9 protein-coding genes are annotated in these 12,431 nt (G+C 68.7%); 7 read left to right on the forward strand and 2 right to left on the reverse strand.

Translation table 11 applies throughout. The features are described 5' to 3' along the window. The first annotated feature begins 13 nt into the window (after positions 1-13). From AB0280_RS04475 to AB0280_RS04505, 7 genes are all read left to right on the forward strand, one after another. Positions 14-922, forward strand: a complete 909-nt coding sequence (locus tag AB0280_RS04475) for a glutamine amidotransferase (protein ID WP_307491789.1) — start codon at positions 14-16, stop codon at positions 920-922. Beyond that, positions 910-1,638 (forward strand): protein glxC, encoded by a 729-nt coding sequence (locus tag AB0280_RS04480; RefSeq protein WP_307491788.1) that lies wholly within the window; start codon positions 910-912, stop codon positions 1,636-1,638. The genes AB0280_RS04475 and AB0280_RS04480 overlap by 13 nt, the downstream gene beginning before the upstream one ends. A gap of 9 nt (positions 1,639-1,647) precedes the next feature. Continuing rightward, a complete protein-coding gene (locus AB0280_RS04485; RefSeq protein ID WP_307491787.1) occupies positions 1,648-3,024 on the forward strand; it encodes an FMN-binding glutamate synthase family protein in 1,377 nt (458 codons plus the stop codon). Then, positions 3,024-4,187, forward strand: coding sequence for an FAD-dependent oxidoreductase (locus AB0280_RS04490; RefSeq protein ID WP_307491784.1), 1,164 nt, complete (start codon positions 3,024-3,026; stop codon positions 4,185-4,187). The genes AB0280_RS04485 and AB0280_RS04490 overlap by 1 nt, the downstream gene beginning before the upstream one ends. An 11-nt stretch (positions 4,188-4,198) precedes the next feature. Beyond that, positions 4,199-5,485, forward strand: coding sequence for an allantoate amidohydrolase (locus AB0280_RS04495; protein ID WP_307491783.1), 1,287 nt, complete (start codon positions 4,199-4,201; stop codon positions 5,483-5,485). A gap of 49 nt (positions 5,486-5,534) precedes the next feature. Further along, the gene (locus AB0280_RS04500; protein WP_307491781.1) at positions 5,535-6,146 is read left to right on the forward strand and encodes a helix-turn-helix domain-containing protein; all 612 of its coding nucleotides are present in this window, start codon (positions 5,535-5,537) and stop codon (positions 6,144-6,146) included. Positions 6,147-6,374: 228 nt separating this feature from the next. Then, positions 6,375-7,667 (forward strand): ammonium transporter, encoded by a 1,293-nt coding sequence (locus AB0280_RS04505; RefSeq protein ID WP_159630292.1) that lies wholly within the window; start codon positions 6,375-6,377, stop codon positions 7,665-7,667. Positions 7,668-7,812: 145 nt separating this feature from the next. On the opposite strand, the gene AB0280_RS04510 is transcribed toward AB0280_RS04505, so the two are convergent. Both AB0280_RS04510 and AB0280_RS04515 read right to left on the reverse strand, forming a co-directional pair. Continuing rightward, on the reverse strand, positions 7,813-8,844 hold the full coding sequence (locus tag AB0280_RS04510; protein WP_307491778.1) for a glycoside hydrolase: 1,032 nt from the start codon (positions 8,842-8,844) through the stop codon (positions 7,813-7,815). A gap of 65 nt (positions 8,845-8,909) precedes the next feature. Further along, a complete protein-coding gene (locus tag AB0280_RS04515) occupies positions 8,910-12,386 on the reverse strand; it encodes a DEAD/DEAH box helicase (protein WP_307491775.1) in 3,477 nt (1,158 codons plus the stop codon). Positions 12,387-12,431: the final 45 nt, after the last annotated feature.

Raw genomic sequence — 12,431 nt, forward strand, 5'->3', positions numbered from 1 at the left:
AAGGAATCCCACCATGTGCGGAATCGCCGCGCTGCAGCTGCGCAATCCCTCGCTGCACCCCCGGATGGGCAGCCTGCTGTCCTCGATGCTCTGCCAGATCGTGGACCGCGGACCCGACTCCGCCGGCCTCGCCGTCTACAACACCCCGGGCCTGGTGTCGCCGGGCACGTCCACCCTGAGCCTGCTCGGCAGGGACCAGGGAATGACGACGGCGGACATCACCGCAGGCGTCGCGGCGCTCCTTCCGTTTGACGCGGCAGTGGCCGTGCAGGTGGTGGGCGACACCACCCTGGTGAGCGCCGCCGTCGGGACCGACCTCCTGGTGAAGGCGGTCACCGAAACCCTGCCAGCCGCCACCGTCATCGGCCGCGGCGAACATGTGGCCGTGATGAAGAGCGTGGGCCACCCCATGGAGATCGCCGCCGACCACGGGCTGGAAGCCATGGCCGGCAGCCAGGGCCTGTCCCACACCCGGATGGCCACCGAATCCGCCGTCACCGCCGGAGGCTCGCACCCCTTCTCTGTGGCCGACGACCTGTGCCTGGTGCACAACGGGTCCTTCTCCAACCACGCCACCGTCCGCCGCGAGCTCAAGCGCGAAGGCGTGGTGTTCGACTCGGAGAATGACACCGAGGTGGGCGCTCGCTATGTCGCCTCCCGGCTGCAGCAGGGCGACACCCTCGAGGAAGCCTTGGTGAACCTGGGCAAAGTCCTGGACGGCTTCTACACCCTGGTGGTCACCACCGCGGACAGCATGGCCGTGGTCCGCGACCCCATCGCCTGCAAGCCCGCCATCATCGCCGAAACAGACGATTACGTGGCCATGGCCTCCGAATACCGCGCCCTGGCAGCACTGCCCGGCATCGACAACGCCCGCATCTTTGAACCGGAACCCGGAAAGGTCTACACATGGTCACTCTGACAGCCCCCGAAACCCTGGAAACTGCAGCTCCTGCTGAGGCACACGCCGTCGTCGACCTGTCCGGCGCCCCGGTCCGAGACCTGAACCAGGCGCTCCACAACGCGGCCGACGGCCAGTCCTGGACCGTGACCAACCCCGGCGGCAAGCACAGCCTCGCCGTCGGCATCAACGCCGACGCCACCGTAACCATCGAAGGCCACGCCGGCTACTACGCCGCCGGGATGCACCAAAAGGGAACCGTGACCGTCACCGGCAACGCCGGCGTCGGACTGGCCGAAAACATCATGTCCGGCACCGTCCACGTCAAGGGCGACGCCTCGCAGTCCGCGGCCGCCACCGGCCACGGCGGCCTTGTGGTCATCGACGGCAACGCCGGCGCCCGCTGCGGGATCTCCATGAAGGGCGTGGACATCGTGGTGGGCGGCAATATCGGCCACATGTCCGCCTTCATGGCCCAGGCCGGACGGCTGGTGGTCTGCGGCGACGCGGGGGATGCGCTGGGCGACTCCATCTACGAGGCCAGGATCTACGTGAAGGGCACCGTGGCCTCCCTGGGCGCCGACTGCATCGAAAAGCCGCTGAAGGCCGAGCACCTGGCCGAACTCGCGGAACTCCTGGCCGCCGCCGGCCGCACCGATAACCCGGCCGACTTCAAGCGCTACGGCTCCGCCCGGAACCTCTACCACTTCCACGTCGACAACTCGACTGCCTACTAGGAGGCCACCATGACCATCACCTCCCTTCCGGTTCCCGCCCAGGCGCCCGCCGCAGCACCAGCAAACATTGCCGAACTGGGCCTCCGCGAGTCCGCCACCTTCGACCGCGCCACCATCGCCGACATCCAGCGCGCCGCCGCCACCGGCGTCTACGACATCCGCGGCTGGGGCGCCAAGCGCAAGGTCCCACACTTCGACGACCTGCTCTTCCTTGGCGCCTCCATGTCCCGCTACCCGCTGGAGGGCTACCGCGAAAAGTGCGATACCGACGTCGTCCTCGGCGACCGCTACGCCAGCAACCCGCTGCACCTGCAGACCCCGGTGACCATCGCCGGCATGAGCTTCGGCGCCCTGTCCGCCAACGCCAAGGAAGCGCTGGGCCGCGGCGCGTCCGAGGTGGGCACCTCCACCACCACGGGCGACGGCGGCATGACCCCTGAGGAGCGCGGCCAGTCCAAGCACCTTGTCTACCAGTACCTGCCCTCCCGCTACGGCATGAACCCGGACGACCTCCGCAAGGCTGACGCCATCGAGATCGTCCTCGGCCAGGGCGCCAAGCCCGGCGGCGGCGGCATGCTGCTTGGCCAGAAGATCACCGAACGCGTGGCCGGGATGCGCACCCTCCCGGTGGGCATCGACCAGCGGTCCGCGAGCCGCCACCCGGACTGGACCGGCCCGGACGACCTCGAGATCAAGATCGGCGAACTCCGCGAAATCACCGACTGGAAGACCCCCATCTACGTCAAGATCGGCGCGTCCCGGCCGTACTACGACACCGCGCTCGCCGTGAAGTCCGGTGCCGACGTGGTGGTGCTCGATGGCATGCAGGGCGGCACCGCGGCCACGCAGCAGGTGTTCATCGAAAACGTCGGCATCCCCACCCTCGCCGCCATCCCGCAGGCCGTCCAGGCGCTGCAGGAACTCGGCATGCACCACAAGGTCCAGCTGATCGTCTCGGGCGGCATCCGCACCGGCGCCGACGTCGCCAAGGCCATGGCCCTGGGCGCGGACGCCGTGGCCATCGGCACCGCGGCGCTGATTGCCCTGGGCGACAACGACCCCCGCTACGCCGCCGAATACTCGGCCCTGGGCTCGGCCGCCGGGTTCTACGACGACTTCCAGGACGGCCGCGACCCCGCCGGCATCACCACCCAGGACCCGGAGCTCTCCTCCCGCCTGGACCCCGTGGCCGCCGGTAAGCGGCTGGCCAACTACCTCCGTGTCCTCACCATGGAAGCCCAGACCATTGCCCGGGCCTGCGGAAAATCGCACCTGCACAACCTGGAGCCGGAAGACCTGGTGGCTCTGACCATCGAGGCCTCCGCGATGGCCCGGGTGCCGCTGGCCGGCACCAGCTGGATCCCCGGCGTGCAGGGAAGCTTCTGATGGCTGGACCTTCTTCCGACGCGTCGGATTATGTGGTGGTGGGCGCCGGCCTTGCCGGTGCCGCCACCGCGTGGCAGCTCGCAGCCCGCGGCCACCAGGTCACCCTGTTGGAGCGCGACGTACCCGCCGCCCATGGCGGCAGCTCCCACGGCTCCGCCAGGATCTTCCGCTACGCCTACCCGGACCCGTTCTACACCCGGGCCGTGCTCGACTCCAAAGCGCTCTGGGACGGGCTCGCAACGGACGCCGGCGCTGAGCTGATCACGCCGTTCGGCGCGGTGGACTTCGGTCCAAAGCGTCAACCCGCCCTCCTCGCTGACGTGCTGGCCGGCGCCGGAATCGACCACGAGCTGCTGTCCGCCGCCGAAGCACGGAGCCGCTGGCCGCAGATCGCGTTCGACACCGAGGTCCTCTGGCACCCCGGCGCCGGCGTGATCGACACTGAAACGTCAGTCAACGCCATGGTGGCCCTCGCGGTCCGGCACGGTGCAAAAGTCCTGACCGGCTGGAGCCTGGACCGGGTGGAACGCCTGGACGGCGGCTACCGGCTGCACTCCTCCACAGGGGAAACGCTCGACGCCGGCAACGTGGTGATCAGCGCGGGCGGCTGGCTGCCACGGCTGCTGGAGTCCCTCCCGCTGCCGGCGGGCTTCCTGGCCGGCCTGCCCGAGTTCACCGTCCGGCAGGAACAGGCCTTCCACTTCCGGTACCGGGAAGACTCGGGCTTTTCCGCCACCAACTGGCCCACCTTCATCCACAAGGCCGGCGACATCCAAACCTACGGCCTCCCCGGCGGACGGGACGCCGGCTTCGCGGGCCAGAAGGTGGCCGAATACAACGGCGGCCCCCGCATCCCGTCGGCCGCCGAGCAGACCGGAGTGGTGGACCCGGCCAACCGCGCCCGCGTGGTGGACTATGTCCGCCGCTGCCTGCCGGGACTGGATCCCGAGCCGTACGCCGAAACCACCTGCCTCTTCACGAACACGCCCACCGAGGACTTCCTGATCGACCGGGCGGACAACCTCACCGTCGTCTCGCCCTGCTCAGGCCATGGGGCCAAATTCGCGCCGCTGATCGGACAGTGGGCCGCGGACCTGGCAACCGGAACCGGTGCCGTGCCTGACAGGTTCCGCAGCACCGCCTCATCGGCACTGACCACGTAGAACGGATTACCGTGACCCTTCCCCAGACAGCACCCGCGCCGCACGCGGTACCCGCCGAAACTGCCGGCGCACCTACTGTCGCAGGCCTCCTCAAGGAAATCTCCGACGTCGGACGTGACAGTGCCCGCGGCGGCTACTCACGCCCGGTGTTCTCCACCGCCGAATCGGACCTCCGCACCTGGTTCATTGAGCAGGCCGGCCGGCGCGGGCTGGATGTCCATACCGACGCCAACGGGATCATGTGGGCCTGGTGGGACACTGCGACGGGCGTGCGGAAGGACGCCGTGGCCACCGGCAGCCACCTCGATTCCGTCCCCGGCGGCGGCGAGTACGACGGCCCGCTGGGGGTCGCCTCGGCGCTGGTCGCCGTCGACCTCCTCAAAGCCCGGAACTTCCGGCCGCGGCGGCCCCTGGCGCTCGCCGTCTTTCCGGAGGAGGAAGGCTCCCGGTTCGGCGTGGCCTGCCTTGGCTCGCGGCTCCTCAGCGGCGGCCTGGACCCTGACAAGGCCCGCAACCTCCGCGACCCGGACGGCAACACCTACGCCGACGTCGCCGCCGCGAACGGACAGGACCCGCGGTTCATCGGTCCCGACTACAAGGCCCTGCAGCAGCTGGGGATGTTCGTGGAGCTGCACGTGGAGCAGGGGCGGGGGCTCATCGACCTGGACCGGCCGGTGGCGGTCGGCTCGTCGATCCTGGGCCACGGCCGCTGGAAACTCAGCATCACGGGCGAGGGAAACCACGCCGGCACCACGCTCATGAGGGACCGGAAGGACCCCATGATCGCGGCGGCCAAGGTGGTGGTGTCCATCCGGGACACGGCCCGCAAATACAAGGATGCCCGCGCCACGGTGGGCCGGGTCCAGCCCGTCCCCGGCGGCACCAACGTGATCGCCTCGCGGGTGGACCTGTGGATCGACGTCCGCCACCCCGAAGACTCAGTGACTGCGGCGCTGGTGGAGGCCATCGGGCTGAACGCCCAGGTCATCGCCGCGGAGGAAGGCTGCGAGGCGACCCTCACCACGGAATCGCTCAGTCCCACCGTGCATTTCGACGGCGGCCTGCGGGACCGGCTGCAGGAACTGCTGCCCGGTGCGCCGGTGCTGGACACCGGGGCAGGCCACGACGCCGGCGTGCTGGCCGCACACCTGCCTACCGCCATGCTGTTCGTCCGGAACCCCACCGGCATTTCGCATTCGCCGGACGAACTCGTGGAGGACCGGGACGCCGAAGCCGGGGCGCAGGCCCTGGCGGACTCCCTTGCCGGGCTGCTGGGCGGGGCGCGCGTCCTTGGCTAGGGCCGCCGTCGTACGCCGGCTGTCCCGCGGCCCGCCTAAGATGGCAACCATGACCGAACAGGCCGGGGACGGCGGAGCAGACCATGACGGCGACCAGGTGGCCGGCCGGCTGGAGCAGGTCATCGCGGCCCAGGTGCGGCACTACCGCACCACGCAGGGCCTGTCCTCCGCCGAACTGGCAGCCCGGACCGGCATGTCCAAGGCCATGATCTCGCGGGTGGAAACCGCCACCACGTCCTGCTCGCTCACCACCCTGCAGCGGCTGGCCGACGGACTGAACGTTCCCGTCACCGCACTGTTCCGCGGCGCGGACACGGACCGGGACGCCACCTTCACCAAGAGCGGCCAGGGGAGCCTGACAGTCCGCAGCGGCACCCAGCACGGCCACGAATACCGCGTGCTGGGCACCCTCAAAGGCCGTACCGATGCGCTGGAACCCACCCTGGTGACCCTCACGGACGCCAGCGACGTTTTCCCGCTGTTCCAGCACCCGGGCACGGAGTTCATCTACATGCTCTCCGGGAAGATGGTGTACGGGCACGGCTCCTACGAGTACGCCATGGAGCCGGGGGACTCCCTGCTGCTCGACGGGGAAGGCCCGCACGGCCCCCTGGAACTGTTGGACCTGCCCATCCGGTTCCTGGCCATTTCCGCCAAGTAGTTGCCCCCGGTACTGCTGCGCGCCGCGTGACAGCTGAAACTCACGTGCAATTGGCTGAAACCACCATTTAACACAGCCGAAACCTACCCAAAAATAGCCGCCATACATTGGTATCAGACGGCAAAAGCCGCCCCTCCGCCGGCCGCGGTTTCTCCACCCGCGTCCCACTTGTCGGAACGGCTCTGACGGCAACTTACCGTTCTTTTCGCATCTTGAAAGGGGTTTCCCATGGACTCGGGAAATGTCGCTTGGATTTTGGCCAGCTCGGCGCTGGTATGCATGATGATTCCCGCCCTGGCCCTGTTTTACGGGGGCATGGTGGGGTCCCGCCGGATCCTGAACATGATGATGATGTGCTTCGGCGGCGCCAGCCTGGTGGCCGTGCTCTGGGCACTGTTCGGTTACTCGATGGCCTTCGGAAACTCCGTGGGCGGACTGGGACTCATCGGTGACGTCACCGAGTTCCCGGGCATGGGGCAGCTGCTGGCCAAGGACGATTCCGCGTCCATCCCGGTCATCCTGTTCGCAGCGTTCCAGCTGTTCTTCGCCTGCGTCACCACCGCACTCGTTGCCGGTGCCGCCGCAGGCCGGATGAAGTTTGGCGCTTGGATGCTGTTCGCCGGCATCTGGGCCACGGTGGTCTACTTCCCCATCGCGCACTGGGTGTTCGCGTTCGACTCCGCTGACGGCAGCACCGTTGGCGGCTGGATCGCCAACGGCATCAAGGCCATCGACTTCGCCGGCGGCACCGCGGTCCACATGAACGCCGGCGCCGCAGCACTGGCACTGGCACTGGTCCTGGGCAAGAGCTCCGGCTGGCCCAAGGTGGAACACGCCAAGCCGCACAGCCGGCCACTGGTGCTGGTGGGCGCGGGCCTGCTGTGGGTTGGCTGGTTCGGCTTCAACGCCGGCTCCGCCCTTTCCGCCGGCCAGTCGGCGTCGGTGGTTTTCCTGAACACCGCCGTTGCTGCCTCCACCGGGCTGCTTGCCTGGGCCCTCGTTGAGCGGGTCCGGCACGGTGCGGCCACCAGCATGGGCGCCGCCTCAGGCCTCATCGCCGCGCTGGTAGCCATCACTCCCGCCTGTGGCGCCGTCAGCCCGCTCGGCGCACTGGCCATCGGCGCCATCGCCGGGGCCGTCTGCTCGCTGGCCATCGAATGGAAGTTCCGCCTGGGCTTCGACGATTCCCTCGACGTCGTCGGCGTCCACCTGGTGGGCGGCATCCTGGGCACGCTGCTGATCGGTCTCTTCGCCACGGACAAGGCTCCGAACGGCGTCAGCGGCCTCTTCTACGGCGGCGGCTTCGAACTGCTGGGCGTCCAGGCCCTCGCCACCGTCACGGTGCTGGCCTACTCGTTCGGCGTCACCTGGATCCTGGCGAAGATCCTGGACAAGACCATGGGCGGCCTGCGCATCAAGCCCGAGGACGAACTGCGCGGCATCGACCTCGCGGCCCACTCCGAGCTGGCTTACCTGATGGATGAGGATCCCGTGGAGCTGGGGTCGCCGCAGCGGGTCTAGCTCCGGCAGATCCACTTCCCGCGGCCCCGGCACACGCCGGGCCCGCCCCGAATGCACGAGTCAGGGCCAAACCTTGGACCGGTGCCGGCAGCCGCCGGCTTATAGTTCCAGGGTTTGGCCCTTCGTGGTGCCGCAGCTTCTGTACTCAGTGTTCCGTGCACACCAGGACGCCGTCCCGCACGTCCAGCACTGCCGCCCGGACGTGGCTGAGGCGGGTGCGCGGGTCCGGTGCCATCGTGTCGATGTCCTCGCCGCCCCAGTAAGGGTGCGTGAAGTACACCAGCAGCGCACGCTGCGCGCCGCCGTCGGACGTTTCCCCGGGTGCCCGTTCCGCCAGGGGCACCACGTCGGCATGGCGTCCGACGACGGGCCTTCCGTCCACCGATTCCGGCGCCGTGAGGATCAGGCCGCCACGGTGCTCCTGCCGGACCCAATGGCCCGTTGCGTCTTCGGAACGGTAGACCGCCTGGCCCCGCCACTCGTCCACGATCATCCAGTAGCTGCCGCCCAGCCGGAAGACCTTGGGTCCTTCGTGCGGGCGCCCGGGAATTGCCACACCTTCGCGCTTCCATGACGACGGGTCTGCCGGAGTGGCGCTCACCGCGCTGTAGGTGGTGGAGCCGCGGGCCTCGTCCTTGTACCAGAGGCGGTACCGGCCGTCACCGCACCGGGCCACAGCGGCGTCGATCACCCGGGGGGAGCCCAGGTCGATCCGGCCCAGGTACTCCCACTTTTCCAGGTCCGTGCTGGCAAACTGGACGATTTCCGCCGTCCCGGTCCAGTCCGTGCGCCTGCCGCCGAGGACAGTCACATACATAATCCAACGGTCGCCAATGCGGACGACGTCGGGCGCCCAGAGGGTTGCCGGGAGTTCCGTTCCGGGCGGGACAAGTCCCTCCACGGTGCCGCGGTAGCGCCAGGTGGTGCCGCCGTCGGACGATTTCGCGACGCCGATACCGGTCCCGTGCACCCATTCCACCCCCGTCAGCCCCGGAGTAGTGGCGCGGCGCTGGGTGTAGAAGAGCACCCACCCGCCTGTGAGGTGGTCAGCCACCAGGATGGGGTCGGTGGGGCCGTCCCATACGGGGTCCCGGTACGGGGTGGCGAATGCGTCCGGACGCAGCGGCACCAGGGGCGGTGCTGCAGGGTTTTCCGTGGCAGGCAGCTGGTGCGGCATAGTTTCTCCAACGTTGTAGTTTTCCCGTTGGGCACCAGCTTAGACGTTGGAGTCCCGGGAGGGCCCTACTCCTTGAACAGCCCCGCCAGGTCCTCCGCCGTAATGGCCCCGCCGGCCAGGGCGTCGCCTTCCATGACGTCAGCGAACAGCTGCGACTTCCGGGTCTTCAGCGCCATGACCTTTTCCTCGATGGTGTCCTTGGCCACGAGCCGGTACACCATCACGTTCCGCGCCTGCCCAATGCGGTGTGTCCGGTCCACGGCCTGGGCTTCGGACGCCGGGTTCCACCAGGGATCCAGCAGGAAGACATAGTCGGCCTCGGTGAGGTTCAGGCCGAACCCGCCGGCCTTGAGTGAAATCAGGAACACGGGCGCGCTCCCGTTCTTGAACTCGCTGACAACGTCGGCGCGGTTCCTGGTGCCGCCATCGAGGTAGCAGTACTCGATCTCCTCCTCGTCCAGCCGCTCCCGCACCTTGCCCAGGAATCCCGTGAACTGGCTGAAGATCAGTGCCCGGTGCCCCTCGGCCACCAGGTCTTCGAGCTGCTCGAACAGCACATCCAGCTTGGAGGACCGCACCGCGGACAGGGAAGGGTCCACCAGCGATACGTCCAGGCTGAGCTGCCGCAGCAGGGTCAGCGACTGGAAAATGGTGAACCGGTTCTTGTTGACGTCCTCGATCAGCCCGAGGATCTTCTGCCGTTCGCGCTGCAGGTGCGTCTGGTACACCTTCTGGTGCCGCGGATTCAGCACCACCTCAAGGATCTGCTCCTGTTTGGGCGGCAGGTCCTTGATCACCTGGTCCTTGGTGCGGCGCATCATCAGCGGCCGGACGCGGCGCCGGAGCTTCTCCAGCTGCCCCTTGTCGCCGTTTTTCTCCACCGGCTTCTGGTAATACTCGGCGAAGCGCTTGGGACTGGAGAACAGGCCAGGCGCCACAATGGACGTCAGCGCCCAGAACTCCATCAGGTTGTTCTCCAGCGGGGTGCCCGTGATGGCCAGCTTGAACGCGGCCGGCAGCTTGCGCGCGCACTGGTAGGCCTTGGACTGGTGGTTCTTCACGAACTGCGCCTCATCCAGCACCAGCCCGTTCCAGGTACGCGAGGCGTAGGCGTCGTAGTCGATCCGGAACAGGGCGTAGGACGTGATCACGATATCTGCCCCGCCCAGGGCCGCCGCCACGTCCTGGCCGCTCTTGGCAAAGGTCTCGCCGACCGTCCGCACGGTCAGCCCGGGCGCAAAGCGGGCGGCTTCGAGGGCCCAGTTGCCCACCACGCTGGTGGGCGCCACCACCAGGAAGGGCGCGACGGCGGCGGGCCTGTTTCCAGGGTCCGCGGCAGCACCGGCGTCGGGCGTCTCCAGGGACGCAGCAGCCGCGACGGCCAGCTCCTTCGCCGCGCACATCAGGGCCAGCGCCTGCACGGTCTTGCCCAGGCCCATGTCGTCGGCCAGGATGCCGCCCAGTCCGTGCTTGTACAGGAAACTGAGCCAGTTATAGCCCTCCAGCTGGTACGGGCGCAGCTCGGCGTTCAGGGACGACGGCAGCGGCAGCCCGTCCGTGCCGCCCTCCAAGAGCCCGCCCACCGCGGACCGCCAGGCGGCGGCCTGTTCGTCAACAATCCCCAGCTGCGCCAGTTCATCCCACAGCCCGGCCTGGAACCTGCTGATCTGGAGCGGCGCGTCCTTGTTGTCCTGCAGCGACCTGGCTTCCTCGATCAGAGCCCTCAACTGGTGCAGCTCCGGCAGGTCCAGGGAGAAGTAGGCGCCGCTGGGCAGCAGCATCTTGGTCTGGCCGGCCGCCAGCGCCGAGAAGACAGCCGCGAAGGACACGGGCTGGCCTTCAAGCGATATCTGGATGCCCAAGTCGAACCAGTCACGCTGTTCGGTGGCCTTGGTGGAGATGGACACCACCGGCGCTTCCTCGGCCTCGCGGTAGTCGGCGATGTCGCCCACTGTTTCCACATCCACGTCCGGGGCCTCCCGCAGCCGCGGCAGCACTTCCTCGGTGAAGGCCAGCGTGTCCAGGCCGGTCAGCTCGGCGGACGCCGCCAGCCGGGGAGTGCCCCAGCCGCCCGTCGCCGATTCGCCCAGGGCGGCCACCACATCCCAGGGGTGGCCGATCCCTTCCAGGATGCGGGCCTCGGCGGTGTCGTCGCGGTAGCCGTGGTCGCCGGGGTGCCGCCACAGGGGCTGCGCGGTGACCAGCTTGCCGGTTTTGTAGTGCCACTCCCAGTGCAGCCGCACCCGGTGGTCCGCGCCGTAGTTGGCCAGCAGAGAGAGGGTGGGGACGGCCAGTTCGGGCAGTTCCACGGACTCGTCGCGGGTTGTCACCCGGGCGGTTTGCTTGAGCTTGGGGTAGAAGCCGGTCAGGAACCGCGACTCGTCCCGGGCCGGGATGTGCAGCATGCTTCCCGCGGTGACGAACGCCAGCAGCTCCTCGCTCAGCCCGTTTTCCAGCGGCGCCAGCGTAATGACGCCGTCGGGGTCGGGGACGCCGGGCAGGGCGGCTTCTCCGGCCGTGAAGAAGAGGCCGTGCGCGGGCCTGCCGATGGTGCCTACCGCCGCCGGATCAACCTCGGCCCCGTCAACGGTGATGGTGGGCGAAAGCTCCAGGCCGCCGTCGGACGTGTCCGCTTTTGCCCCGCCTGCTTCCGCGGCCGGCTCAGCCACGGGGGTCCCGTACCGGCTGAGGGAAAGTCCGACGGCGGCAGGGGACTCGGCCACCCGTACCGGCTCGGTGCCGCGCGAGTGGACCAGCGCGAGCCCGATCTTCCGGGCATCGGACAGCAGGCTCCACAGGTTCTTGCCGGCGTAGGAGTTCAGGCCCAGCCACAGGCCGGCGGAGTTGTGCATCCGGCTGGCGGAGGAGGAATGGCCGGCCAGGAACTCCTGCAGCCATTCCACGTGCGCCTGGTTCGATTCGCGCCGGAAGTTCAGGTAGCTCAGGGTGTTCCAGGAAACGTCACCGCGGATCCACTTGCCTTTGGCGCCCATGATGACGGGGCGGACCTTGAGCTGCCGGACGCCGCGGACCGGGTCCCGGCGGCCCGTGTACGAAAAGTGCGGCGGTGGTTCCTCCACCTCGAACTGCAGGGCCAGGGGAACCCCGGCTGTGGAGGGGGCGGAACCTGGCTGGGAGATCAGCGGACTGAGGGCCTGCTCCCAGTCCGGGAGGGCCGCTGACGGTGCGCGGGACACCTGCGTGGAGGTGGACGGCGCCAGCAGCTGCATCCGGATGGAGGGGTTGTCCTCGGCCGCGAACAGCAGGGCCGCGACGTGCTTGCAGTCCTTGCGGACGGGGCAGCTGCAGACGCCCACAGTGCAGCTCCAGCCGCCGGACTTCCGGACCAGCTTGGCCGTGGTGGAGTAGGGAACTTCCGCGCCGCCCCGGACCTTTCCCAGCATGAGCCCCGTGCCGCCGTCGAACGATATGCCGGAGACCCTGCTTGCCATGGCATACGCCAGCCCGGCCGCGAGCGAGCGGTCGTTGATGGCGGGTGTCTGTATTGCCAGGTCCGCACTTTCGTCCGGTTGGGATGGCATGGTGAGCGCTACTTTCGGCAGGCCACGGCGGAGCCGGGTCCGGTG

Source organism: Pseudarthrobacter sp. 902506025 (assembly GCF_040702325.1).
Classification (GTDB): Bacteria; Actinomycetota; Actinomycetes; order Actinomycetales; family Micrococcaceae; genus Arthrobacter.